General features: G+C 56.8%; 22 protein-coding genes and 1 other RNA gene. 11 read left to right on the top strand and 12 right to left on the bottom strand.

Annotated features, from left to right (window positions below; all coding sequences use genetic code 11):
- Nucleotides 1-8 precede the first annotated feature (8 nt).
- Both NHH03_RS20115 and NHH03_RS20110 read right to left on the bottom strand, forming a co-directional pair.
- Nucleotides 9-863 (bottom strand): hypothetical protein, encoded by an 855-nt coding sequence (locus tag NHH03_RS20115; RefSeq protein ID WP_253158986.1) that lies wholly within the window; start codon nt 861-863, stop codon nt 9-11.
- A gap of 237 nt (nt 864-1,100) precedes the next feature.
- Nucleotides 1,101-3,089: an NAD(+) synthase gene (locus tag NHH03_RS20110; RefSeq protein ID WP_253158985.1), complete on the bottom strand. Its 1,989-nt coding sequence runs from the start codon at nt 3,087-3,089 to the stop codon at nt 1,101-1,103.
- Nucleotides 3,090-3,330: 241 nt separating this feature from the next.
- Here NHH03_RS20110 and NHH03_RS20105 point away from each other — a divergent pair, with 241 nt between their 5' ends.
- Complete coding sequence (locus NHH03_RS20105; protein ID WP_253158983.1) at nt 3,331-3,792, top strand: superoxide dismutase, Ni; 462 nt, start codon at nt 3,331-3,333, stop codon at nt 3,790-3,792.
- 22 nt (nt 3,793-3,814) lie between these two features.
- Here NHH03_RS20105 and NHH03_RS20100 read toward each other — a convergent pair whose 3' ends face one another.
- The 3 genes from NHH03_RS20100 to NHH03_RS20090 are packed head-to-tail and all read right to left on the bottom strand — an operon-like array spanning nt 3,815 to nt 6,987.
- A complete protein-coding gene (locus tag NHH03_RS20100; RefSeq protein WP_253158981.1) occupies nt 3,815-5,233 on the bottom strand; it encodes a DUF4832 domain-containing protein in 1,419 nt (472 codons plus the stop codon).
- Nucleotides 5,230-5,643, bottom strand: coding sequence for a cytidine deaminase (locus NHH03_RS20095; RefSeq protein ID WP_253158979.1), 414 nt, complete (start codon nt 5,641-5,643; stop codon nt 5,230-5,232). The genes NHH03_RS20100 and NHH03_RS20095 overlap by 4 nt, the downstream gene beginning before the upstream one ends.
- Before the next feature lie 54 nt (nt 5,644-5,697).
- Nucleotides 5,698-6,987, bottom strand: a complete 1,290-nt coding sequence (locus NHH03_RS20090) for a thymidine phosphorylase (protein ID WP_253158977.1) — start codon at nt 6,985-6,987, stop codon at nt 5,698-5,700.
- Between the two features lie 96 nt (nt 6,988-7,083).
- On the opposite strand from NHH03_RS20090, the gene NHH03_RS20085 reads away from it, so the two are divergent.
- Together NHH03_RS20085 and NHH03_RS20080 are read left to right on the top strand one after the other, a co-directional pair.
- A complete protein-coding gene (locus NHH03_RS20085) occupies nt 7,084-8,358 on the top strand; it encodes a S1C family serine protease (protein ID WP_253158975.1) in 1,275 nt (424 codons plus the stop codon).
- A gap of 158 nt (nt 8,359-8,516) precedes the next feature.
- A complete protein-coding gene (locus tag NHH03_RS20080) occupies nt 8,517-10,622 on the top strand; it encodes a carboxy terminal-processing peptidase (protein ID WP_253158973.1) in 2,106 nt (701 codons plus the stop codon).
- Between the two features lie 211 nt (nt 10,623-10,833).
- Here the strand turns inward: NHH03_RS20080 and NHH03_RS20075 are convergent, their stop codons facing one another.
- Nucleotides 10,834-11,748 (bottom strand): N-acetylglucosamine-6-phosphate deacetylase, encoded by a 915-nt coding sequence (locus tag NHH03_RS20075; protein WP_253158972.1) that lies wholly within the window; start codon nt 11,746-11,748, stop codon nt 10,834-10,836.
- Nucleotides 11,745-12,509, bottom strand: a complete 765-nt coding sequence (locus tag NHH03_RS20070; RefSeq protein WP_315861474.1) for a glucosamine-6-phosphate deaminase — start codon at nt 12,507-12,509, stop codon at nt 11,745-11,747. Before NHH03_RS20070 ends, NHH03_RS20075 begins: the two co-directional genes overlap by 4 nt.
- A gap of 137 nt (nt 12,510-12,646) precedes the next feature.
- On the opposite strand from NHH03_RS20070, the gene NHH03_RS20065 reads away from it, so the two are divergent.
- Nucleotides 12,647-13,834 (top strand): hypothetical protein, encoded by a 1,188-nt coding sequence (locus NHH03_RS20065; RefSeq protein WP_253158970.1) that lies wholly within the window; start codon nt 12,647-12,649, stop codon nt 13,832-13,834.
- A 95-nt stretch (nt 13,835-13,929) separates the two neighbouring features.
- Here NHH03_RS20065 and NHH03_RS20060 read toward each other — a convergent pair whose 3' ends face one another.
- Nucleotides 13,930-15,207 (bottom strand): glutamate-5-semialdehyde dehydrogenase, encoded by a 1,278-nt coding sequence (locus tag NHH03_RS20060; RefSeq protein ID WP_253158968.1) that lies wholly within the window; start codon nt 15,205-15,207, stop codon nt 13,930-13,932.
- Between the two features lie 274 nt (nt 15,208-15,481).
- On the opposite strand from NHH03_RS20060, the gene NHH03_RS20055 reads away from it, so the two are divergent.
- Complete coding sequence (locus tag NHH03_RS20055) at nt 15,482-16,267, top strand: TIGR00282 family metallophosphoesterase (protein ID WP_253158966.1); 786 nt, start codon at nt 15,482-15,484, stop codon at nt 16,265-16,267.
- Nucleotides 16,268-16,282: 15 nt separating this feature from the next.
- Here NHH03_RS20055 and NHH03_RS20050 read toward each other — a convergent pair whose 3' ends face one another.
- Nucleotides 16,283-16,504, bottom strand: a complete 222-nt coding sequence (locus tag NHH03_RS20050) for a BON domain-containing protein (protein ID WP_253158964.1) — start codon at nt 16,502-16,504, stop codon at nt 16,283-16,285.
- Between the two features lie 77 nt (nt 16,505-16,581).
- On the opposite strand from NHH03_RS20050, the gene NHH03_RS20045 reads away from it, so the two are divergent.
- Nucleotides 16,582-16,821 carry a hypothetical protein gene (locus NHH03_RS20045; RefSeq protein WP_253158962.1) on the top strand — a complete coding sequence of 80 codons (240 nt, stop codon included), beginning with the start codon at nt 16,582-16,584 and terminating at the stop codon, nt 16,819-16,821.
- Nucleotides 16,822-17,147: 326 nt separating this feature from the next.
- Here NHH03_RS20045 and NHH03_RS20040 read toward each other — a convergent pair whose 3' ends face one another.
- Complete coding sequence (locus NHH03_RS20040) at nt 17,148-17,696, bottom strand: hypothetical protein (RefSeq protein ID WP_253158960.1); 549 nt, start codon at nt 17,694-17,696, stop codon at nt 17,148-17,150.
- A 116-nt stretch (nt 17,697-17,812) separates the two neighbouring features.
- On the opposite strand from NHH03_RS20040, the gene NHH03_RS20035 reads away from it, so the two are divergent.
- The 4 genes from NHH03_RS20035 (at nt 17,813) to NHH03_RS20020 (ending at nt 23,340) form a co-directional block, all read left to right on the top strand.
- Complete coding sequence (locus NHH03_RS20035; protein ID WP_253158958.1) at nt 17,813-18,934, top strand: leucine-rich repeat domain-containing protein; 1,122 nt, start codon at nt 17,813-17,815, stop codon at nt 18,932-18,934.
- Nucleotides 18,935-19,009: 75 nt separating this feature from the next.
- Nucleotides 19,010-19,406, top strand: an RNA gene (gene rnpB, locus NHH03_RS20030) — RNase P RNA component class A.
- 136 nt (nt 19,407-19,542) lie between these two features.
- A complete protein-coding gene (locus NHH03_RS20025; protein WP_253158956.1) occupies nt 19,543-20,181 on the top strand; it encodes a hypothetical protein in 639 nt (212 codons plus the stop codon).
- Nucleotides 20,182-20,691: 510 nt separating this feature from the next.
- The gene (locus tag NHH03_RS20020; protein WP_253158954.1) at nt 20,692-23,340 is read left to right on the top strand and encodes an ATP-dependent Clp protease ATP-binding subunit; all 2,649 of its coding nucleotides are present in this window, start codon (nt 20,692-20,694) and stop codon (nt 23,338-23,340) included.
- Between the two features lie 69 nt (nt 23,341-23,409).
- Here the strand turns inward: NHH03_RS20020 and NHH03_RS20015 are convergent, their stop codons facing one another.
- Entirely contained in the window at nt 23,410-23,691 is a 282-nt protein-coding gene (locus NHH03_RS20015; protein WP_253158952.1) for a hypothetical protein, read from the bottom strand.
- Nucleotides 23,692-23,877: 186 nt separating this feature from the next.
- On the opposite strand from NHH03_RS20015, the gene NHH03_RS20010 reads away from it, so the two are divergent.
- A complete protein-coding gene (locus NHH03_RS20010; protein ID WP_253158950.1) occupies nt 23,878-24,252 on the top strand; it encodes a hypothetical protein in 375 nt (124 codons plus the stop codon).
- A gap of 71 nt (nt 24,253-24,323) precedes the next feature.
- On the opposite strand, the gene NHH03_RS20005 is transcribed toward NHH03_RS20010, so the two are convergent.
- Nucleotides 24,324-26,036: an alpha-keto acid decarboxylase family protein gene (locus NHH03_RS20005; protein WP_253158948.1), complete on the bottom strand. Its 1,713-nt coding sequence runs from the start codon at nt 26,034-26,036 to the stop codon at nt 24,324-24,326.
- Between the last annotated feature and the right edge of the window lie 23 nt (nt 26,037-26,059).

Raw genomic sequence — 26,059 nt, 5'->3', positions numbered from 1 at the left:
AAGTGTTTTTATCGCACTCGGTTCAGCCAACGGGTGAGGATGCCGCTGGTGTGCGTGGTCACCGGTGGCGGTTGATCAGCGGTTCGTTTTTGTTGCGGTTGTTCAGCGCGATTGACGGCCAGGATTTCGCTGACTTCAAGCGGCATGCCCAACTTTCCTGTGGGGTCGGGCCGATAGGGGCTGGGCAATGTGATCGGGGACTTGGATTCGGGGCCGATGTCGATGTGCACACTGACGTCGTTCATGGGTGTTTCACCGCTCCGGTCATCGTTGCTGTATTGATGGGTCTGGGGCAGCATCGGAATGGTGTCGGTCGACAAACGCTTGATCGGGAGCGCAGGGGCATCTGAATCCGCATCACGTTCCATATGCCGACCGATCAGATCGATCGCCAGCGAACCGGTGTCGGCGCCACGGATCAGATTGCTGAATTCCTGTTGATCGTTTGTCACAGCCACCGGCGGATTGACGGTGGGTTCCGCGGGAACCGTCGCCGCGGCATCGTCGTCCTGCGGCAGCAAGCTGTCCAGCGGCACCAAAGGCTGGCGATCCTCGATTCGGAAGCGACGTAACTTTGGTGGCGCCCCGGCGACCAAGGGATTGCCGATCATCGGATTGCTTTGGACCTGGCCCTGGCGGATCGGAGCCTTGCTTGTTTCGACGTGGTTGTTTTTCTTCTTCGGCCGCATCTGCAGATCGGCCGACGGGGTTCCGGCAAAGGGCGGGCTGGCGATTTGTGTGGCTTGCTTGGAAGGTGCCACCGTCTCTGCCGCGTCAACCGTTCCGGTTAGGACGCATAACAGGGCTGCGAGTTTTGCAGTCGAATTTGCACGCGGAAATTTTTGGGGGGATCTGCTGAGCATTGGTCGCTTCCTTGCTGGTCGAACGACGAACGATACGTCCGGCGTATCACTTGGCGTCGTCCAGCGAGACCCCTGCGGCAAACCGGAAATGCCCGCCCGGCTCTGATTTTCGCTGGCCGCAATCCAATAACGCTGCCAATCGGATGGAATCGACTGAGCATCCCTTTGGGATTGATTGCGCTAACCAACAGAATCCACACAAGTCGACTTAGACGCAGTGATCTTCCGCAGTGATCGTTAAAACGCGGTGCCATCGGCATCGCTGGGCATTCGCCAATCGCCGCGAGGCGACAAACTGACCGAGCCGACTTTGGGACCGTCGGGAACACAGTTGCGTTTGAACTGGTTGCGAAAGAATCGCCGGATGAACACGTCCAGTGTGTCCGCCACGGTGTCCGAATCGTAGTCCTGCTCGAAAGTCGCCTGGGCAGCGAGGTACAGGATTTTTTCGCGAGTGAACCCGTTGCGAACAAAATGGTAGAGAAAGAAATCGTGTAGTTCGTAGGCACCGATGGCGGATTCGGTGTTCTGTCGAATATGGCCATCAGCCGACGGGGGTAACAATTCAGGCGAGATCGGCGTGTCGGCGACGCGGTGCAACAGATCTTTCAATTGTCCTTCAAAAAAGTGATCGGCAGCGTAGCGAACCAGGAACCGAACGAGTGTCTTGGGGATCGATGTGTTGACGTTGTACATCGACATGTGGTCGGCATTGTAAGTCGCCCATCCCAACGCTTGCTCACTCATGTCGCCGGTGCCCAAGGTGAACCCCCGATTCATCAACAGCATCGTTCTGATCCTGGCTTGGACATTTTCAAAGGTCAGATCGGCCGCATCATCGGGCAATTGATTCAACTCGGTCTGCAGCGATTCGGCCGTTGTGGATGCATCGATCGCAATGCCCAACGGCTGGTGCGAGAGGGAATGAAACGTGTCTAGACAGAGTTGGCGAATGTCGATGCAATCACCGCGGATGCCGGTCTGTTCGATCAACTGGTCGGCACTGCTGCGAGTGTGGTCGGTCGTGCCAAAACCGGGCATCGTGATCCCGTGAATCGCGCTGCGCGGCCAACCGGCTGCATCGACCGCTTTGAGAGCCACCAGAAGTGCCAATGTGCTGTCGAGTCCCCCGGAAATGCCGATCGCCAGGGGCGTCGATTTCGGCAGACAGGACAAGCGTTTGATCAGTCCTGCCGACTGAATTGCAAAGATTTCTGCGCAGCGATGTTGTAGTTCAGCGGATTCGCTGGGCACAAAGGGATGCGCATCGACGTGACGAAGGAGTTGTATCGGAGCGCTTCGTTCGTCCCCGCCCTCAAGCAAATCGATGCGTCGGTATTGCGTTTCCAGTTCTTCGGCGGCGTCATCGAATGATCCGACGACACGGCGATCGTGTGCCAACCGCTGCAGGTCGATGTCGCATTGGATCGATGTCTGCTCGATCCATTCGGGTGACAACCCATCGCCGATACGTCGCGACTGGCCCAGCAATGTCCCGTTCTCGGCGATCAAGCAATGTCCGCCGAACACAAGATCGGATGTTGATTCACCAGGGCCGGATGATGCATAGGCATAGGCCGCGATGCAGCGTCCTGATTGAGATTGAATCAGATCCCGACGCCAAGCGGCTTTGCCCACCGTTTCGTTGCTGGCCGACAGATTCACCAACACATTGGCACCGGCCACCGCCGCGCTGCTGCTGGGCGGGATCGGCGTCCACAGGTCCTCGCATATTTCGACGGCGATCACGGCGGGACCGACCGGGAACAGCAAATCGGTGCCGAAGGGGATTTCTTGGCGATCGATTGACACCGTTTCAGGATCCGCCGGGCCCGAAGCACGAAAATGACGGCCTTCGTAAAACTCTCGATAGGTCGGCAAGAATGTTTTCGGAACGATGCCGGCGATTTCTCCGTCCGCAATCACTGCCGCCACGTTCATCAACGAATCTTGTACGACCAGCGGTAGACCAACGATCACCACTGACCGGCGTCCTTCGCTACAGCGGGCAATCCGCACCAGCTGGGTGGCGGTGGCATTGAGCAGGGCGTCGCTGGCAAACAGATCACCACAGGTGTATCCGGTCAACGCCAGTTCTGGCAATACGATCAAGTCGGCATCGGCCGATTCGATTAGCGATTCAATCGCCGTCGCATTGGCCGCCGGATTGGCGACGACCAATTTGGGAGCAGCCGCCAGAATGCGGAAAATTCCGTGTTGAAACAATTCGAAAGGTCTTGAGGTGAGAGGAATCGATCCGTTGCAATAGCCGACGACGCCATTGTAAACCAAGCGATCGTATTAAAATTGCGGCGGCAGCTCCGGATCGGCTGCCGGATGTCTTGCCGACGTCTATAATCCCAGGCGTCTCAACCCGACGGAGTGATCCGAATCAATGGATTCGCGTTGATCTGCCCGTCGAGTTCGTTTTGTCGAAAGCTATCAACCAACTTGATGAGAGAGTGACATGACCCGATTTTTGACTGCCGCGTTCGCGCTGATGATGACTGCATCGATGGCAATGGCCCACTGCCAAGTTCCTTGTGGTATCTACAGCGACCAGCTGCGATTTGAGCAGATGCTCGAAGACGAACACACGATTTCCAAAGCGCAATTGGAAATCAACGCCATCGCCGAAGGCAAGATGTCGGCTCAGGCCATCAACCAATCGGCGCGGTGGGTGACGACCAAAGAAGATCACGCGACAAACATCCAAAATACGATCGCAGCCTACTTCATGGCACAGCGAATCAAACCGGATAGCGAAAACTATGCCAAGACTTTGGTCGCTGCCCACACGGTGATGGTCGCTGCAATGAAGTGCAAGCAGTCGGCTGACCCGGCCACAGCCAAAGCCCTGGAAAAATCAATCTTCGACCTGTACCGAGCCTACGAAGGCAAAGAACCGGATTTCGAGCACACTCACTAGGCGGTGAGTGTCGATTCAAATTTCAGAACCCGATTTTCCCTAGTGTGATCCAACCGGGTTGGGTTTGATCTTGTTCGGCGTTGGCAAACCGCAACGGTTTGCCATTGGTCAACGGGTGCACGACTCTTAGCAGCACCGTGTAGTCGCCCGACAGGCCGGTCGTTGTTAGCGACGCCTTCAGTTCATGGGGGGCGTTGTCTGGCAGGTGACCTCGCATGGCCAGTCCCGGCGCGATCTGACGCGCGGCGATGCTGCCGTGGCTGTCGACCCAGGCAATTTCGGTGGGCCAGTTTGCGTAGAACGGTGCGACACCCTGATTGATCAGTTCCAGTTTCAGTTGACAGGTCGACTGTGACGGGTCGATCGAAAACGTTGCACTGCGAAGATGCAGGTCGTATCCCATGCGTCGCACTTCGGTTTCGGCACGTTGAAATCGTTGCGGCGACGCCGCTTCGCGAAACATGCCGGTGTCCATCAACCAACTGGCGTGGGTGGCGCTGACGCAATCATGAAAGCTCTGTGCCTGCGGTGGCCACTCGGTGCGTTTGTCAAAGATTTTGCCCCAGACCTCGGGGCGGATTTCACCACCGATCGGTTGCGTTTTCCATTTGTCGATTGCCGCGGAACCGGCTGATTTCAACGCCGGCATATAAAACCAATCGTCTTCTCGCCGCCCCGTTTCGATCGTCGCCCAGGAAAAGGAGTCGTCGTGATAGCCGAACGGGCGCGAGGCGTTTTCCGCTTGATAGCCGTGATCCGGCCCCGCCGGGTAACGCAATAAGATCGGGGTGTCTGTGAAAGCAGCCGCGTAGGCGTCGAGCACCAGTTGTTGGGTTTGTTTGCTGGCCCAAAGTTCATTTCGGGGGTAGGTATGCCATTCGCCCCAAGTGCCGAGCAATCCCGCTGTCACGTAGGCCAGTCGTGGATCGCCATCGTAGTTTGCGCCAAAGGCACGGATGAAGTCTTGCAGTGCTGTTCGCAATCCGGCGTCTTCGTAGTCCGGCGTCCGCACGGTCTTGGGTGGGAAGGGCGCCGTGTTGGTATTGGTGTACTGGTGAACCTTCATCCCCTGCGTTTCCAGGAACTCGGGGATGCCCTCATCGTGCCCCGGATACTCCATGTAGATTCGCACCACCGCTTGATTTCCACGGGACGCGATTTTGTCCAGCAACGATTCCATCGGTTGCCAATCGAATTGGTCTTTACCCACCATCAAATCGCTCAGTGGCAGGTAGCTGAATTCCATGCTGTGTGGGAATCGGCCTGGTTCCGGAGCAGCGTAGGGCACCAATCCTTTGAGCGGGTTGTCGACGGGGCTGGGCGCAGCAGTGAGTTCAAAGTGTGGATCAGCGCCCGCCGCTTGGTTGGCTGCGAGCCCGAGAAAACACGATGCGAGACACAGTGTGGCGAATGGCAAACACAAAGGCAGAGACGGATTCATGTCACCGGTAATCGTGAGGCGTCAAAGGCGTCGGGCAAGAGGTAGGACAATTGGCGGATCTGTCGAGTCCCGGTCAAGACGTCCGTCATCACGACTTGCAGGTCCGCGCCAAATTCCGACAGAAACTGGCGGCAGGCACCGCAGGGTTTCACGCCGCCGACACTGGCGATGGCGATGGCAACAAAGTCCCGGTGGCCCTGTGCGACCGCAGTGGCTGCGGCGACACGCTCGGCACAAATCGTCAACGAGTAACTGGCGTTTTCGACGTTGCATCCGGTCACAATCTCGCCCCCGTTGATCCACAGTGCTGCCCCCACATAAAAATGACTATGGGGTGCATAGGCCTGGTCACGTGCTTCACAGGCGGCACGAACCAAACGATCAATCTCACGCGATTTCAGCTCAGTCATCAGCGAACAAAACGGAGGAGAATAGGACACGGCGGAACGAACACAAGCCAATGATCACAACAGCAATGGTCGTGGCTGGACCGGGCTCTCTGCCAAGACGACGGCGTGCTGCAATCGTTTAACATAATCATTCTGATCGGGCCGGTGGCAATGCAATCTCAAAAGGGGCTGGCCGCGTTGCACCGCGTCGCCGATTTGGACCAGTGCCGCGATACCGATTTCCGGGTCGATCGAATCGCCGACCCGTTGTCGTCCCCCACCGAGCAAGACAATGGTGGAACCGATTTGATGACAGTCCAGTGCACTGACGTATCCGTCGCGGTCGGCGTGGATGACCCGCTGGGGTGCCAATGGCAGGTCGCCGTTCCAGCGGCCACCTTGCGCATCGACCATCGCCATCCAACGCTCGTGCGCGGCACCGCTATCAAGTGCCGTGGTCAATTGGCGGGTGGCATCGTCCGCATCCGCCGCCAGTTTCACTGTCGTCAACAAGGATGCACCGAGTGCCAGGGTTAGTTCGCGGACCCGCATCGTTGCGGGACTCAAATCACTGCGGCATTCCAGGATCGCCACCGCTTCGTTGACTTCGATCGCATTGCCCACGGCTTGCCCGAGTGGTTGATCCATGTCCGAAAGCAGGACCGAGGTTGGTAGCCCAGCAGCGGCGCCGACACGTTGCAGCGATGTGGCCAATTCGCGGGCTTGCTCGGGCGTCTTCATAAAGGCCGCCGAACCGACTTTGACATCCATCACCAGCGCATCCAGACTGGCGGCGAGTTTCTTACTGAGGATGCTGGCGGTGATCAATGCTACCGATTCGACGGTCGCCGTCACGTCGCGCAGTGCGTACAGTCGGCGGTCGGCTGGGGCGATGCGCTCGTTGGCACCCACGATAAATGCCCCAGCATCACGCAGCACTTTGTCAGATTGTGGGGCGGCCAGATCGGTTCGGAAACCATTGATTGATTCCAATTTGTCCAACGTTCCGCCGGTCAGTCCCAGCCCCCGCCCGCTGATCATCGGCACATGGGCGCCGCAGGCGGCCAGCAGCGGGGCCAGAATCAACGAGACCTTGTCGCCCAGCCCGCCGGTGCTGTGTTTGTCCACACGCGGCGTTTGTGCCGAAACCTGGCGGTCAAACTCATCGCCACTGTCTCGCATCGCACGGGTTAAGGACGCGGTTTCTTCCGGCGTCATCCCCTGCAGGCAGATCGCCATCGCCAGCGCGGACATCTGGTAATCGGCAACGGTTCCCTGGCAAAATCCGTCAATCAAGAATCGAATTTCGTCGTCGTTCAGCGACAGTCCGTCACGTTTCTTGGCCAGCAGGTTTGCGGCAAACATCGATGATGACCGTGGTATGCGAGATCGTTATAGTGAACGCTACGCTTTGATCGTGCCAAGCAATCATCCTTCTGTCGACGTCAACTAGGAATCTCGATGCCACTTTCCCGTTACCTGATCGCACTGATCTTCTCCGTCATCACGACGCTGATGTTCAGCCAGTGCCTGGCCGCCGACGACCCGCCGGCGGAGGCAGGCGTCGATGCCACCGCCAACGACGCTGCGGATGCAACTGAGCCGCAGAAGGAACAGGAGGCCAGCGAAGGGACCGCCCCGGTTGTCGAAACCGGTGAACCAGCGGCGGCGGAAGCGCCACATTCGGAGATGATTGAGGCGTTGCAGGCGGGGCCGCGCGCGTTGTCGTTGGCATTCCGGATGGCAGCCAAACGCGCCACCCCGTCGGTCGTGGTGCTGTACAGTTATGGGCAAAACGGCGAACAGACCGATGAAGAAGAGGAACCGGATGCGGAGGACGAGCTGCCCCTGTTGGAGCGGGCGGAGATCCCGACGCCGCCGCCGACGACGGAAAAATTGACCGGAATTGGTTCTGGAGTGATCGTTTCCGACGACGGATTGATTATCACCAACAATCACGTGATCACCGGGGCGACGCGTGTGGTCGTGCAAATGCCCGACGAGACGCGGGTGGACGCCGATGTCGTTCGCGGCGACCCGGACAGTGACGTGGCCATGGTTCGAGTGGATTTTCCCGAAAAACTGCAGGCGATCGCGATCGGTGATTCAGACCACTTGGAAATCGGTGACTGGGTGCTGGCGATCGGCAGCCCATTTCGGTTGGAGGCCACCGTCAGCGCGGGAATTATCAGCGGTAAAAACCGCCGGATCGACCGTATCCGCCGCAGCAACATGTTGCAGACCGATGCGGCGATCAACCCCGGAAACTCCGGCGGTGCATTGATCGATTTGGACGGAAAAGTGATCGGGATCAGCACCGCGATCGCTACCCGCAGCGGGTTTTACCAGGGCGTCGGGTTTGCGATCCCGATCAATCAAGCACGTTGGATTGCCAGCGAGTTGGACCGCCACGGCAAAGTCCGTCGGGCTGCGATCGGAACGACACTGGTCGAATTAAAGCCGCGGATTGCCAAACAATTCAACTTGGAACCCTATTCGGGAATCTTGGTCTATCAAGTGATCAAGGACTCCGTCGCCGAGCAGGCTGGGATCGAACCGCTGGACGTGATCGTCGAATTTGATGGCCAGCCGGTGCATGATTCCAATAGTTTACAAACGGCTATTGAACGCCAACCGATCGGTTCGAAGCAAGCAATCACCGTGAAACGCGACGGAAAGCGGGTTGAATTGATGGTCGAACTGGCGACTGTCGATGATCCGACAGGACAAGAATGAGAAACCAACATTGTCTGGGTTTCGCCTCTTTCCTACCATTCCACCGCGGCCCAGCTTCCGGTTACGTATGATAGGAAGACAGTAGCGGGGAAAATCGTCCCCCGTGTTGCCGCATTTGCGTTCGCGTTCAAACCACCTCGATATTCGGATCAGTCACAATGGATAGCCGTTTCCCCGCGCGTACATTTGCCCATTTAGCGGCGCTCGCCGGCCTGGGGGTGGCCTGCCTGACCGTCCCGGCAACCGCGCAAGTCACTGCTGTTGCGCCGGCTGCTGCGGCCCAGGCCGAGACGGAAACGGCAACCGCGCCCCCGCAACCGACCGCCCAAGACCGCCATATTGCTCGCCTGATCGCCCAGCTGATCCCGAAATATCACATCTCGACGATGGCGCTGAATGACGAAATCAGCGAGCGGGCACTTGATTTGTACCTGGATCGTTTTGATCCATTGAAATTGTACTTTTACCAGTCCGATATCGATCAGTTCAAAGCCTACAAGGACAAGATCGACGACATGGTAAAAAAAGGCGATCTGACACTGGCGTACAGCATTTTTAATCGCTTCACCCAGCGTGTCGACGAGCGTGTCGCGGTCGCATTGGAATTGCTCGATTCCGAATTTGATTTCAGCAAGGAGGATTACATCATCGTCGATGCCGAAGCCGCCCAGTATGCCAATTCGCCCGAGGAAGCTCGCGAGCGCTGGCGCCGCCAAATCAAGTACGCATTGTTGGATTTGCGCGACGATGGGACCGAAGGCGATGAGGCGCGCGATCTGCTCCGCCGTCGCTACAAACGCTACGCACGGCGATTTAAAACCTATGACAATGACGACTTGTTAGAAGCCTACCTGACCTCGGTCACCAGCGCGTTTGATCCCCATTCGACCTACATGTCCCCGTCCACCTTGGACGATTTCAATATCTCGATGGGACTGAAACTGCAAGGCATCGGTGCCGCGCTGCGAGAGAAAGACGGCAACACCGTTGTGATGCAAGTCATCCCCGGGGGTGCCGCATCGTTGGACGAGCGTTTGCAACCCGATGACGTGATCGTCTCGGTCGGCCAAGGCGAATCCGGAGAGATGGTTGACATCGTCGAAATGCCGCTGCAAGACGTCGTCAGCTTGATCCGAGGCAATGCCGGAACCGTCGTCCGTTTGGGCGTGAAAGTCGGCGGCAAAGGCACGCTGGAGATTTATAAACTGGTGCGGGCCCAAGTCGAATTGGAGCAGTCCGCGGCACGTGGCAAAATCATCGATCACGAGATGCCCGATGGCACCAAGCAGAAAATTGGCTTTATCAATCTGCCGAGTTTCTACATGGACATGCAAGCGGCTCGTGAAAACCAAGCCGATTTCCGTAGCAGCACACGTGACGTTCGCCGCATCCTGATGGATTTCAAAACCCAAGGTGTGCAAGGCGTCGTGATCGACCTGAGCCGTAATGGTGGCGGATCGTTGACCGAAGCGATCAACCTGACCGGGTTGTTCATCAATCGTGGTCCTGTCGTCCAAGTCAAAGACTCGGGGGGGCAGATCAACCAATACAATGACGAAGAACCGGGAACCGTGTGGAGCGGCCCATTGGTCGTGCAAACCAGCAAGTTCAGTGCAAGTGCCAGCGAGATTTTTGCCGGTGCGATCAAAGATTACAATCGTGGCATCATCGTCGGTGACCCCCAGACCCACGGCAAAGGCACCGTGCAGACGCTGATGGATCTGGCCGAACGTTTGTTCGGGACCCAGCGAGCCAATTACGGCGCGCTGAAAGTCACCCTGCAACAGTTCTACCTGCCCGACGGCGAAAGCACCCAGCGTGATGGTGTCGCCGCCGACATCGTGCTGCCGAGTCTGACGCAAAAAATGGATGTGGCCGAAGGCGACCTGAAGTATGCCTTGGAAACCGATCGCATCGATGGGGCGCGGCATGACATCTACAATCTGGTGCCGACCGATCTGTTGACCGAACTGCGGCAAAAATCCGAGCAGCGAGTCAAGGCGGACGATGAGTTCATTGACCTGATTCGGCGGATTGCCCTGTTCGTGAAACAAAAGGACGAAGACACCGTTCCGCTGGAAGAAACCGCGTTCATGGAGCGTCGCAAAGAATTGGATGCTCAGAAGGAAGAGGAAAAAGAAGAACTCGAGCAGGAGACCGATCAAGAGGTCTATCGCGATACCTTCTACAACCGCGAAGTCATGAACATCACCGGTGATTACATCGAAGGTTTGCAACGTCAGCAGCTCGTTCAATCCCGCTAATCGCCAACGGTTGTGGATCTTGTGAAAGATCCTACTCTCCTTCTTGAACGATCAGCCGTTGAGCGCTAGCTCACGGTTCCTGGTGACTCGCATTGCAAAGTCCGTGGAACCGGATGCTAGCGCGTGCCGGCTGATTAAATCAACAGCCCCTCACGTGTCGGGTTGTGATAAAAGCACAACTTCATACCTCTGGAAAGGACGGTGAAATCCGTCAATCAATCTCCAGCACGCGGGCCGGGTTGTGACTGGTCCAGCGGTCGATCTGCGGCTGCTGCAAGCCGAGCTGACCGCGGAGCATGGTGATCATCTGAGGCATCGTCGTCGCACAGCCGGCGAAGTGTTCGCGGCCTTCTGCCCAAGCGGCTAGGTCGTCGTCGACTTCGACGGTTTGCCCGGCCAGTCGATATTTGCCAGGACCTAATCCGGCCGCACTGATCGCATCGGTCACAATCACCACATTCTGATCAGGGATGCAACGCAGGTAATTCGCCAGCGCGAACCAAGGCACGTGGTGTCCATCGGCGATCAGTGAAATCACCAATTGGTCGGCTAGCGAGAGAACACGTTGGACGATGTTGTCATGGCGATGTAGCTGTGCCGGACAACCGTTTCCCAGGTGCGTGTACATCTTCAGCCCGACATCGATCGTCGCCTGCATCTGGTCGATCGTCGCGTCGCTGTGACCGGCGGCAACCACAACCGATTCACGCGTCAGCCGCGCGGTGGTTTCGACCGCTCCGCCGACCTCCGGTGCCAGTGTGAACAATCGCACCAATCCCCGCCCGGCATCCAGCAGACGCATCGCTTGATCAACGTTTGCCGCGACCACTTGACCGGAGGGATGGGCGCCAACAAACCCTGGTTGCGAGCTGATAAAAGGGCCTTCGACATGAATTCCAGCGATGCTTTCGGCGATCAATGCATCTGATTCAACGGCGTCTGCGATTCGGGTGATGCGGCGAACCATCAGCCCCAAATCGTCGGTGATGATGGTCGGCAGGAAACATTTCACGCCGTCGTCACGCATCGCCAAACAAGCCGCAGCGATCATCGTTTCGGTCAACGTGTCGTCGTTGAAATCGACGCCGGCGTAACCGTTGACCTGTAAATCAACCGAACCACTCACGCAAATTTCTCCATCGAAGCTCTTGTATCGGCTTGCAATTCGCTGGCCGCTGCATCATCAATGATCAGCGTTGCCGAGGGGTGTTCCCGTAAAATGCTGGCCGGAATTTGCGGGCTGATCGGATCGCAGAGTGTGGCGCGAACCGCAGCCGCCTTGCGTTGGTCGGGAACGCTGCAATAGATCGATTTGGTTTTCATGATCTGTTTGATCGACATGCTGATCGCCCGTGTGGGGACGGTTTCGAGCGACTCGAACCAGCCTTCACCGACTTGTTGTAGACGGCATTCTTGATCCAAATCAACGATCAAATAAGGATCGTCGGTTTCAAAGTCAGCCGGCGGATCGTTAAACGCCAAGTGACCGTTTTCGCCGATCCCGACCAGTGCGACATCGATGGTGACGGCCGAGATCGCCGCTGCCGCGTCACGCAGGGTTGATTCCGGATCGGCGTCCCCGGCCAAGTAGTGAAACGATGCCAGCGGTACCTGGTCGACAAATCGTTCTTGCAAATAACGACAAAAGGACGCCGGATGATCGCGGCCGACGCCGATGTATTCGTCCAGGTGAAAGCCATGCACTCGGCTCCAATCCACGTCGGGTTGGGCGGTCAGTTGTGACAGCACCTCAAACTGCGACGCACCGGTAGCCACGATTAAATAAGCCGCACCACGTTGTTGGATCGCTTGCCGCAAATCGGACGCCGCTTGTTTTGCCGCGTATTGCCCCATTGACTGTGGGCTTGAGGTAACAATGGTTTTCACTGATATTTCGTTACAATCACGGGAGGAATTTGGTCGACTCTACACAATAAGGGTGGCTCATTTGGCACCCACTGCCGTTTGATTGCTTTGCTAGCAACGATTGACATCGTACCACTTCATGCCCGAGTGCTGCCACCATGCCTGATCTTTCGCATCGGATCCGAGAGTTGGGGCTATCAGTTGAACATTGGGCCAAGGAGCATCGGTGGCTGATCCGCTACTCGCATTCAAAACGTGTGCGCGATCAATGGATGTCGCGGCAGAAAGCGAAGGCCGACAAATCCAAGTTGTCGGCGCAGCCCGCCGGATGTGCCACCAAGCGTTGTCTGTTGGATTTGCAACGCATTGCCAACGACGGTGAACAGGGGCGTCGCTTTCACGCTTTAGTCACCCTGTTACAGCATGGCGGGTACGAGTTGTCGCTGGTGCCTCGTTTGCAGTTCTTGCAAACCGGGCATCGTCAGTACAAAGCCAGCGCGCTGACGAACATCCAGCCGTTTTGCGACTCCGACTTGCATGCCGACCAGGCGCCGTTTGATCTCTGTTTATCCGATCGCTGCGACCGGCATCCGCGGGCGCGACGGACCATGCGTGTGATCACCTCGACCCGGCGGCCACTTTCGGACAGCGATTACGCTTTGCCCTACAGTTTTTTTCCGTTGGTCTGGGACCACCACTGCGACGGCAGCTTCGATGGCTATCGTCAATCGCCGCGGACTTGGCGACTGTTCTTTGCCGGTCAATGCACGCAGGAAGGTTATCGCGGCATCAGCAAGTACCCGCGTTTGCAGATCTTAGACCGGCACAGTGTGATCCGTTGTGCCAAACAGCACTATGCCGATTTGCTGCTGGAGATCACGTCAGATGAATGTCTGGCGGATGCGCGTGCGATACGTCACGCTTCGTTTGTGATGATCGACAATGCCAACTATCGCACCGATCCGGCGGATTGGTTCGGGCTGCTTTCGCAGTCCGATTTCTTTCTGGCGGCGCCTGGTGGCGACTATCCGTTGTCACACAATGCCATCGAGGCGATCGCGGTCGGCACCATTCCGGTGTTGGAATATGAATCGTTGTTCACGCCCGCGCTGCGTGATGGCGAAAATTGTGTGACCTATCGCGGTGCCGCAGGGCTGCGTGGAGCGTTCGATCGGATTGCCGCGATGTCACCGCAACAGATTTCAACGCTGCGTCGCGGCGTCATCGATTACTACCAGGATCATCTCAGCCCGGCAGCCTTCGCCCAGCAGTTGGAATCCCAGCGGCACCATCGGTTGCATCTCTACAGTTACCTGACACCGGCCACTGTCAAATCCGCCGCTTAGTTTCTTTGCCGCTGGGGCGGCGAAGTTGCTATGCGGTACGTCAGTCATGGGATCGACGGTGGGCGAGGCGAGGCCTGGTTGTTTCGACGTTGGGTTTAGGTGCGGATATGGCCGTCGCCGCGGACGATGTACTTGTAGGTGGTCAATTCTCGCAGTCCACAGGGGCCGCGGGCATGGAACTTGTCGGTCGAGATGCCGATCTCGGCACCGAGCCCGAACACGCTCCCGTCGTTGAAACGCGTGCTGGCGTTGACCATCACTGCGGCGCTGTCCACGCCGCCGGTGAATCGTTCGGCCGCGGCGAGGTCTTGGGTGATGATCGAATCGGTGTGGTGTGACCCGTAGCGATTGATGTGGTCGATCGCGTCATCAATCGAATCGACGACAGCCACGCTGATGATCGGCCCCAGGTATTCCGTTCCCCAATCCTGTTCTCCCGCTGCGGTGGACTTGGCGATCCACTGTGCGGCGGTTTCGTCGGCGCGAATTTCGACGCCTTCGTCCAACAAGCGTTTGCTGATCACCGGCAACGCCGATTTGGCAATGGAGCGATGAACCAACAGCGACTCACAGGCATTGCAAACACCCATTCGCTGGCATTTTGCGTTGTGAATGATTTTCGCAGCCATTTCAATGTCGGCCGACTGATCGACGTAGACGTGACAATTGCCGTTGTAGTGCTTGATCACCGGCATGGTGGCTTCGCTGGTGACCCGGCGAATCAGCCCTTCCCCGCCGCGGGGGATCGCCACATCGATCAGTTCCCCGAGCGACAGGAATTCTCCCACCGCAGCTCGGTCGGTGGTTTCCACCAATTGCACGGCATGTTTGGGCAAACCACATTTTTCAGCGGTCTGGGCCAGCACCTCGACGATCGCGCGGCTGCTGTGGATGGCCTCTTTGCCGCCGCGCAAAATCACAGCGTTGCCGCTCTTGACACAGATCGCCGCCGCATCGGCGGTCACGTTGGGGCGACTTTCGTAAATGAAGAACACGACGCCCAAGGGCACGCGTTTCTTTAACACTTGCAGCCCACCGGGACGGGTGAATCCGTCCAGAACTTCACCGATTGGATCGGCCAGCATGCTGATTTCTCGCAGCGCGTTAGCGATTGCCGCGATTCGGTCGGGATTTAAACGCAGTCGATCGACGGCCGCATCGGTCAGCCCATAGTCGTCGGATGCTGCTAAATCGGATTCGTTGGCGACAATGATTTGTCCGGCGGCAGCGACCAGGGCATCTGCAGATTCCAGCAGCCAGCGGTTTTTGATCTCCGCATCCAGGGTGGCAAGTTCGGCCGAGGCGCGTTTCGCGTTGGTGGCGGTTGTGAGACAGTATTGGGTCAGATCGACGCTGGGGGCGGCCGTGTTCATGATGGACGGTGGGTGCAGGCATTCAGGGAACGGGCGAAGGCAGCGGGCGGGCGAAGAAGGGGAAACGTCGCGACATTTCCATCACGATTTGCCCTGCGCTGTGTACTACCATAGCCGAGATGGCAATCTTCTGAACCACAGGGTTGGCCAAATCCCCCACCGGGAAATCGCCACAGAGTGTCTCGCGTTGACGATCGAGCGTTCCACCGATACGGTTTATCAGTCTTGTCCGTCCCCAGATTCCTCCTCCACGTTTTCGAGCTTATCGACCGGTATGAAATTTCTATTTCTCGGAGATATTGTTGGAAAACCAGGCATGAACGCCGTTCTGCAATGCACCCAGCGGATTCGTGAAGAGCTGGATTTGGACTACGTGGTCGCCAATGCCGAAAATGCCTCGGACGGGTCGGGGTTGATGCCCAAACAATTTGAGCAATTGATCGACAGCGGGATCGACGGAGTGACGTTGGGCGACCATATCTTTCGTCGTAAAGAGATCATCCGGTCGCTGCAAAAGAGCGATCGGATTGTGAAACCGGCCAACTACCCGCTGGCAGCTGCCGGTCGTCGCTGGACGCTGATCAAACGGAGTGGCCGTTCGCCGCTAGCAATCGTTTCGATCATGGGCCGGGTCTTCATGCGGCCGGTTGATTGCCCGTTCCAAGCCTTGGATGAAGTGCTGGAAGAGATCCAGCCGCACACCGATCAAATTTTGGTGGACGTGCATGCCGAGGCCACCAGTGACAAACAGGTCTTGGGCCGCTACCTCGATGGCAAAGTCACCGCGGTGTTGGGGACGCACACGCATGTGCCAACCGCCGACACCTGTCTGTTGCCCGGCGGCACGGCGTTTCAATGCGACGTCGGGATGTGTGGCCCCTACGACAGTATCATCGGTCGCGACATCGAACGCGTCACGCAAACGACGCGGACCGCAGAGCCCTGTCACTTTCACGTTGCCACCGGAGACGTTCGGCTATGTGGAGCCATTGTGACGTCAGACGAAAACGGGCGGGCTACGGAAATCAAACGGTTCGAGCAACGCGTGACGCTGAATTAAACGCGTGATGCGGAACTAACCGTGAACGTGCAGGTGATTGACCACTTGCAGATTCCCGGCCAACGGCAAGATCGCTTCTTGGGCCAGTTGCTTGTGATAGAAGCTTCGCACGCGCCCATGCAGTTGCAGTTCGTTAGATTCTTCGTCGACCCGCAGTCCACGTAGTTCCGGTACGGAATTATTGGCCAGCACAGCCGACGCCGCCGTTAAAATTTCTTTTGTTTCCGTCGTCATCATTGTTTTCTGCGTGAGGCGTGGAAGCGATCGTTATTCAAATATCACACATCACAAAGAAATTGCCTACACGAATCTGAATGAAATCGTGGAACCGATACAGCTTTGTCGCGGTCGTGGAACATCCAACAAGCGCAATGCAAGCGATCGAGCGCAACGACAAAATTGGTATCTCAACTACAAGCGGTAACATACGTCACCTAGTTGAAGCAACTTTTGAATTGATAGCAAAACAGATCAAGAAACAAAATTTGCCAGCTTGCTCGATCCGCCTTGACCGCCGCAAAGGGGCGCGCGTATCTTCCCGCCATCGCCGTTGAGCTTGGCCTTGGTCAGCGACGCGGTGATGACGATGTGGCTTCCGGCGAGATCCTGCACTGGCACTTGAAAGCGAAATATCCGTTCTTTCAAGTTGCTGCGGACGAATCGTTGTTGCTTGTTCGATGGACCGAATCAAGCGTGGCGATGAAGGCGGCAAGGCACTGGCATGAGCGTTCGGCAGGTCCCGGCAAGGAAGCGGGCGACCCTGTCGGACCACCTTTGTTTCTCGCATTAATGCGGGGAACCAAAACAATCCACCGGCTCCCGGTCCCAAAGCGCGTTATCCTCCGCCCCCCTAGGATCTCGTACTGGACCGGGGGCTTTTTTATTCTTCTTCCCACTCTGGGAATCGTGCGAACGCCTCTGGCGGTTGCAGCAGATCATGCCATGCTTGGTCATCCGAGAACGATGCGGACGCAGTTGGATCGGCCGGTTGATCGCTTGCGAATTCCCCATCGACCCATTCGTCATCGACGATCACCGCTGCGAGTGAGCGACCGACAATGATCGAGGTTTGCAGTTCTGTAATCAGAGTCGACTGGGGGCATCCGTTGCGGATCGAACCGAGTTGCGGTTCGAGTTGATGGCCCACCTGCCAGTTCAGGTTGAACTGGTCCGATAGATCACATAGCAATTGAATCAACTGCATCATCACGATCAACGATTCATCGTCCGATCCCGATTCGGTCAGCGGCAATTCGAATCGTACCGCCAATGGATGTCCCGGGTTGGTGTCGAATTGCGGCGCAGCGAGTGGCCAGTCTCGACGGTCGCAGTGCGAGTGAAACTGTGCAGCCACTGCGTCGTGATCCAGCGACCCGTTGGCGCAATCGCCGTCATCGCAGTGGCCGGAACAATGGAACAGTAGATTCATTGGGGAAAACGCAATCCATGGTGGGGGCATTTTCGCTGCGACACCGTCGCCGCCCAGAACGTTAGACTGACGTTAACTTCGTCCACTGTGCCGTCCATCTTTTGGGAAATTGATTCGTGAAACGCTTTGATCGGTTTTTGTTCGCACTATTCGGCTTGTCGTTGCTGGCGGGATGCACGTCAGAAGTCGCGGTCAATGCACCGGTCGAGTCGTCGCAGGCCCGCGCGTCGGCCGACGAGTCACTCGACGGAGAGTCGCTGGATGCGGCGATTGAATCGGCGGCCAAGGTGCGCCGTGACGGCGATGGGGCGATCATTGAAGTCGATCTTCGCGAAAGTCCGTCACTGGAAGTCTTGTCACAACTACCTAAGTTACCAAAGCTGCGCAGCGTTTTGCTCTCTGGCACTGCATTGACCGATGCCGAGTTAAAAAACGTGGGGCGGATCAGCAGCCTGGAAAACCTGGATCTACGCGGCTGTGGGGTCACTGACTTGGGGCTGGCGACGTTGACGGATCTGGGGCATTTGAAATCGATCAAGTTTTCCGGCAGTGATGGCGTCACCCAAGTCACCGATGTGGGGCTGGAAAAGCTGAGTGCATTAAAAACGCTCAAGGTCATCGCACTCGATTTCCTGCCGATCTCCGACAAGGGACTGAAATCGATCGCGAAGCTGACTGAACTGCGAGAGTTATATTTGGCGGGGACAAAGATCACCGACGCCTCGGCGTCGACGATCGGCTCGTTTTCCCAGTTGTCTAAACTGCGGGTGGCGTCGACAGCGATCGGTGATGCGGGAGTGACTCAATTGGCGGGTCTGTCGGGCCTGGTGGAGTTGGATGTCAGCGATTGCCCGGGGATCAGCGACAAAGCCTTGCCGGTGATGTTGGGGATTGGCAAATTGACCAAGCTGAATCTTTACAGCACCGCGATCGGGGATGCGGGCTGGGACCTGGCGGCCGAGCAGCTGCCCGGCGAGCCACCGCTACAGTGGTTGAATGTCGACAAGACGCCCTTGACCGACGCATCGTTGGCAACGATCAGCCGATTCCAAGGGCTCACGTTTTTGCATCTTGGTTCGACCGCGGTCACCGACGCAGGGCTGCCATCATTGGCCGACCTTGAAAAACTGCAGAAGCTGATTGTGACGCGGACGGCGGTTACCGCTGATGGGGTCAAGCAATTGCAGTCCTCATTGCCGCAGACCGAGATCCAGTTGGAATATGTTGCGGGCAAATAGGGGCTTCGGTTTGCATTGCTTTTCGCGAACCTTGCTGCCCCCGTCCAAATCGATCATGTTACGCGATCCGAATGATCAGAGGGCGGGGCGATCGCTCGGCGGCTTCGGCCACCGGGAGGAAAGTCCGGGCTCCGCAGGACAGGATGGTCGATAACGTCGACCGGCCGCGAGGCTAGGGAAAGTGCAGCAGAGAACAGACCGCCGAACGGTCCGCGAAGGCGGATGCGTGGTAAGGGTGAAACGGTGCGGTAAGAGCGCACCAGCGGCCGAGGTGACTCGGTCGGCTTGGTAAACCCCATCCGGAGCTAGACCAAACAGGGTGCAGAAGCGGTCCGCTTCGCAATGACACTCGGGTAGGTCGCAATGGAGGCGGCGAGCAATCGTCGTGCACAGATAAATGGTCGCCATCAGCCTGGCCGTCCTTGCGGCGGCCTGGTTGGTACAGAACCCGGCTTACAAGCCCTCTGATGATTCGGGTCTTTTGCCAACTCACCAGTCGGACGGACTTAAGAGCGCGCCTGCACTCCGGACAGGCTCCAACCGCTGATTCCCATTGCGTTGCGGCGGGGCAATGTCCTAAACCCAGAGCCAAACACTTTGAGTGGTTCATGGACATCCGCATCTATCTGACCTGCCTTTGGCCAGGGCTTAGCGAGCTTTGGTGGCGAGGCCGATTGTCGGCGCTACCGTTGGCGATCGGGTTCGCTATCGGTCTAAACTCATTGTTGGTACTGAAATATTTGTACCCGACCTGGTTGGATCCGTTGTTGGTCCGCTCGGCATGGTGGGTGGGCGCGATCCTGTGGGTCTGCTGGAGCGTCAAAAGCGTGCGTGAGTTGCCGGAACTGTTGTCTCCGCGTGCGGTGACCGACCAACCGGACCGCTTTGACGAGGCGCATCAAGCGTATTTACAGGCGGATTGGCCGAATTGTGAGCGGCTGTTGCTAGGCATTTTGGCGATCGAACCGCGAGATCCGCCGTCACTGTTGCTGTTGTCAGGCGTCTACCGTCATACAGGGCGATGGGAGCATGCGGAGTCGCTGATTAGCGAACTGGAACGACTGGAAGTCGCTGCCGCGTGGGAAATCGAAATCGAGGCCGAACGGGCGCGAATCGAGCAATTTTCGCATCCCGACGATGAGCATGAGGAAGCGGAGGATGACGATTCAGAACCTTCGCCGGATTCATCGACCCAGCCACCGGCAGCGGATGCCGGCGGCGATGCTGCCGATTTGACAGCGGCCTAGCACCATTGATTGGGGGGCAGGGGCGGATGGGTTTCGACCCCGGAATCTCACGCTAGTAAAAAATGCAACCTTTTCCGTTGCCGGTTTGACATGCCAGTGAGGGGGGGCGGGAACAACGTGACGAGCCCTCGCGGTTGCTCGCAAAACATTTTTTTCGACAGCCAATCGCGTTCATTATTGTGTCGATTGAGGGATTGTTTCGCTGTCACTCCTATCCCCCAAAATTTGTAAAACCGATAGAATCAAGATCAGCCGGTTGACCGCCGGGCATCTCATCTCCACCAGCGCCTCAGGTGGGGACGCATTCCCGAATTCGCTTGATATGGCGTACGGTTTGCTGTTATGGGATGGACGAGGAACGGAAACGAATGACTCGCCAAGATGACAGTCCCGCTGTCATTTGAATTTTAAGAATCGCAAGACCGTTTCGACGGTGTTGAACGAACCAACCCTTTCGCAGTGCCCGTTGGATTGCGTCAGGGAACACACGCCGGGTAACGAGACTAACAAATGTACGAACGATTTACCGATCGCGCTCGCAAGGTCATGCAATTGGCCAATCAAGAGGCGCAGCGTTTCAACCACGAATACATCGGCACCGAGCACATCTTGCTGGGGCTGGTGAAAGAGGGCAGCGGCGTCGCGGCCAACGTGCTGAAGAACTTGGACGTCGATCTGCGAAAGATCCGGCTGGAAGTCGAAAAGCTTGTTCAAAGCGGACCGGAAATGGTCACGGTGGGCAAACTGCCACAGACCCCACGGGCCAAGAAGGTCATCGAGTATTCGATGGAGGAAGCTCGTAACCTGAACCATAGCTATGTGGGTACCGAGCACATCCTGTTGGGCTTGCTGCGTGAACAAGAAGGCGTCGCGGCTCAAGTCTTGATGAACTTGGGATTGAAACTGGAAGACGTCCGCGAGGAAGTCCTTAACCTACTCGGTCACGGTCTCGACGGCGCCGAAGTTGGCGAGCGTGGTGGACGTGGCAGCGAAGAAGGCAGCAGTAGCGGCACGTCTGGCAAGAGCGGCAAGAGCAAGACACCGGCACTGGACAGTTTTGGCCGTGACCTGACCGAACTGGCTCGCAAAGGCGAACTGGATCCGGTGATCGGTCGTGCTCGTGAAATCGAGCGTGCCATTCAAATTCTCTGCCGTCGAACCAAGAACAACCCGGTGCTACTGGGTGAAGCCGGTGTCGGTAAGACCGCCATCGTCGAAGGGTTCGCACAGAAAGTCATCGAAGGCGAAGTCCCCGAGATTCTGGCCGAAAAGCGAATCGTCGTGTTGGACTTGGCGATGATGGTCGCCGGTACCAAATACCGCGGTCAGTTCGAAGAACGCATCAAAGCGGTGATGACCGAAGTCCGTCGTGTGAAGAACACCATCTTGTTCATCGACGAATTGCACACCTTGGTGGGTGCCGGTGGTGCCGAGGGTGCGATCGATGCCGCCAACGTGCTCAAGCCCGCCTTGGCTCGTGGTGAGATCCAATGCATCGGTGCGACGACGTTGGACGAGTACCGAAAGTACATCGAAAAAGACAACGCGTTGGCGCGCCGTTTCCAAGAGATCATCGTCGAGCCGACCAGCAAAGACGAAACGATCGCAATCTTGAAAGGGTTGCGCGAACGCTACGAAGAACACCACCGTGTTCAAATCACCGACGACGCTGTGGTTGCAGCGGTCGAGATGAGTGAGCGTTACATCACCGCACGTTGCTTGCCGGACAAAGCCATCGACGTGATCGATGAAGCCGGCGCGCGGGTGCGATTGCGAACCATGACCCGTCCACCAGATTTGAAAGAAATCGACGAAGAAGTCGAACAGCTGAACAAAGAGAAGGAAGACGCGGTCGCCAACCAAGACTTTGAAAAGGCTGCGAACCTGCGTGATCAAGCGGAAAAGCTTCGCAAGAAGAAAGACCAGATCACGCAAGATTGGCGTGAGAAAAGTCAACAAACCGATGGCGTCGTTGACGAAGAAGTCATTGCCGAAGTGGTCAGCAAGATGACCGGCATTCCATTGACGCGTCTGTCGACCGAAGACAGCTTGCGTTTGATGAAGATGGAAGAAGAATTGCACAAGCGTGTTGTCAGCCAAGATTTGGCCGTCACCGCGGTTGCCAAAGCGGTTCGCCGGAGTCGCAGTGGATTGAAAGATCCGCGTCGACCCACCGGTTCGTTCATCTTCGCCGGACCCACCGGTGTCGGTAAAACGTTGTTGGCCAAAGCACTTGCCGAATACATGTTCGGCGACAGCGATGCGCTCGTGCACATTGACATGAGCGAGTACATGGAAAAACACAACGTCAGCCGATTGATCGGTGCGCCTCCCGGATTCGTCGGTTACGAAGAAGGCGGTCAATTGACCGAGAAAATTCGCCGTCGTCCGTACGCGGTCGTGCTGTTCGACGAAATCGAAAAGGCTCACCCGGACGTCTTCAACATGATGTTGCAAGTCATGGAAGAAGGCCGGTTGACCGATTCATTCGGACGCAACATCGACTTCCGAAACACCATCTTGATCATGACCACCAATGCCGGTGCCGAAGCGATCAAGAACGAGTCGGCATTCGGGTTCCAAAAATCGGACAATGACGCCAGTTACGAATCGATGAAGGTTCGCGTGATGGAGCAGATTGAGCGTGTGTTCCGTCCCGAGTTCTTGAATCGATTGGACGACACGATCATTTTCCGCCACCTGACCCGCGAAGACTTGAAAGACGTGATCGATTTCGAATTGTCAAAGGTTCGCGAACGTTTGCAAGATCGTGGTCTGTCGTTGATCCTGCAGGACGAAGCCAAAGAGTTCTTGATTCGACGTGGAACCGATTTGGACTACGGGGCTCGGCCATTGCGTCGCGCGATCGAGCAACGAATCGAAGATCCGCTCAGCGAAGAACTCCTGCGTGGTGCGTTCGAAGGCAAGGACACGATTCTGGTCAAAGGGATCTTGGAGAATTCCGATAGCGAGCGGATCCAGCCAGAAGACATGACTGTCACCGACGAAGGCAAGATGATCGATCCCGACGGCAAGAAAGTGAAGGTCGTCCGGCTTGAGTTCCATGGTGAAAACCGTGGTGACGCCGGCGCCAAAGAGGAACCGGTGAGCGCGACGATCGGTGACGCCGACAAGGGCGACTCAGAATCGGAAAGCTGATCGTCGTTCTCGCGACCAGTCGATCACCATCAATATCAACCCCGTCGGTTCCATGCCGGCGGGGTTGTTTTATTGCCACAGCAAGTACGTGACACTGCCAACGGCGATCAACAGCACGGAAAAGCAACCTGATCGAACGCTGTCGACGCTGGACGTGTTTTTCGGGCCTTGATCGGGTGCCGACACGTGATCCGTGGCAGGTTGATTTTCCATCGCCTCCACCGCATTTTTTGCGTCAATCAATTTGCAGCCCATCCACTCGCGATAGAGTTTTACCGCCTGCAATTTTTGCCCCTTCGCCAAGAGGTCCAGAATCTGACCGCGTTGATTGCTGCTGATTTGATCGGGCATGTTGGTGTTGCCAGGGGTTGGAGAGTGTTGGGCAGGAATCCAGAGACAATAAGTTTGCCATTTTTGTCAACATCCGGCGGGAAATGTGGCGGATGGACCGACCATCATCTATATCTACCTGGTGTCTGGTGGAGCGCACGGGACCGTTTTTGTTTTAAAAACCTATTCTTGAGAGAGATGACAACGATGCGAAAGAAGATCACCAACGGATTGGCCTGTTTGGTTGCGACCGCGCTGATCAGTCTGCCGGTATTGGCGGCCGACGAAGACGGCGACAAGGAAAAGCTGGCGACAAAGCAAATCATGAAAGATGCGTTTAAAGGGCCGCTGCTGAAAAAGGTTGCTGCCGGAGAGGCCAGTGAAGAAGAGACCAAGAAGCTGAACGAAATGTTGGTCGCGTTGTCCAAGAATGAGCCCAAAAAGGGTGATGCGGAGAGTTGGAAGAAATTCACTGCCCCGTTGGTCGCTGCCGGAAAAGCCGCGGTCGAAGGAAAACCCGATGCTGGTGCGATGCTGAAAAAAGGCGCCAACTGCAAAGACTGTCACAAGAGCCATAAATAACGGTTCAGGATCGACTGAACCCTGGCGGGCCCAGCTACGGGATACACCGCCAGTGAGTGTTCCAACAAGCGTTAGCCGACGCTTTCGCCCATTCGGGCGGCCAGTTTCTTAAGTGTGACGCTACCATCACCCTCGATCAGTTTTGCATGAATCAAATGCGGTTGATCGGGGGTTTTCCATGCGCTTTCCAATGCGGTTTGAAACTCTGTTTCGGTGGCGACCAAATGGCTTTGCCCGCCGCCATAAACGGACAGCAGTTTCCCGTAATCCCAAGGCTGGATTTCGTTGTATTCCCATTCGCCGGCGTGCAGGAATCGCTCGGTGCCGTAACCATGATTGTCCAGCACGATCACGATCGGATTGTGTCCATAGCGGATCAGGGTGCTGAGTTCTTGGCCGGTCATTTGAAATGCCCCGTCACCGACCAGAGCAACCACGCGGTGGTCCGGACGCGCCGTTGCAGCGCCCAAAGCTGCGGGAACACTGAATCCCATCGATGTGTAATAAGCCGGGCTCAAGAATTCACCGCGCTCGTGGATTGTCAGTTCGGTCGCGGCAAACAGGGAATCACCTACATCGGCGATGACAATGGTGTCCGCGTCGATCAAGCGATTCAATCGGCCCATCATCCAACTGGTTCGCAAGCCGTCATCGCTGGCGGCTTCGACCACGGTTTGTTGCGACTTTGTTCGGACCAATGTATCGGGAACCGTTTGCTGTGACCTCGACAGCCCCGATTCACACAAACCACGCAAGAACTCCTTGAGCCCCACGTTGTGGTAGTGGTGGTGGGAAATCCGCAATGCTTCGCTGGTTGCATAGACACAGCGCGTGGGGTCCAGGTTGGCGGAAAAAATCCCCAGATTGATGTCACTCAAAAATGCGCCCAACATCAAAGTCAGGTCGCTGTTTTCAACGAACTGTGTGACCGCTTGGTCGCCCAACGCACCTTCGTATAAACCGATGAACAACGGGTGCCGTTCGCTGATCACACTTTTGCCCAGCATCGTCGTTGCGATCGGAATATTGGCGGTCTCGGCCAGTCGCAATAATTCATCTTGCAATCCAAACCGGTGCAGTTCGACGCCGGCCAAAATAACGGGGTTCGTCGCCGATTCGATTCGCTGCCGTGTTTCGGCAATCGCTTCGACAGTGGCTTGGGGATCGTTTTCGAATACCGAACCACGATAGCCATGGGCGATCGGGGGGACGACGTGAACCATGTCGCGTGGCAATTCCAAATACACCGGGCGTTTAAAACGATCGCACGCATCGAGCACGCGGTCGATTTCCGAAAACGCGGTCAGTGGGTCGGAGAGTTCGCTGCCGGCGATCGTGAATTTTTCAAACACTTCGTACTGGGTTCGGAAATCGCGGACCATGTGATGCAGTAGCGCGCCGCTGGCGCGTTCTTTCAACCCCGGCGATCCGGTGACCACCACGACCGGTGATTTTTCCGCATAGGCACCTGCGATCGAGTTACAGACACTTAATCCGCCGACGCAATACGTAACACACACCGCGCCCATTCCGTTCAACCGCGCGTAGGCGTCGGCGGCAAACCCGGCGCAATCTTCTCGCGTGCAACCGATCATTTCGATCGGGCTTTTTTCCAATTCGCTGTACAGAGACAGCACATAGTCACCGGGGATGCCAAACATGTGGCCGATCCCATAGTCCTGCAAACGCTGAATCAGATACTGACCGATCGACACGTTCGCGGTGACACGTCGCAGATCGTCGCGGTTGGATTTCGCAGCGGTGTTCGTAGGGTGCGCATTCATTCCAATGCCTGGGCAGTGAGTTG

Origin of the sequence: Stieleria tagensis, assembly GCF_024129865.1 — a bacterium.
GTDB classification, from domain to species: Bacteria; Planctomycetota; Planctomycetia; order Pirellulales; family Pirellulaceae; genus Stieleria; species Stieleria tagensis.
This window is presented reverse-complemented; position numbering and strand designations above follow the sequence as displayed.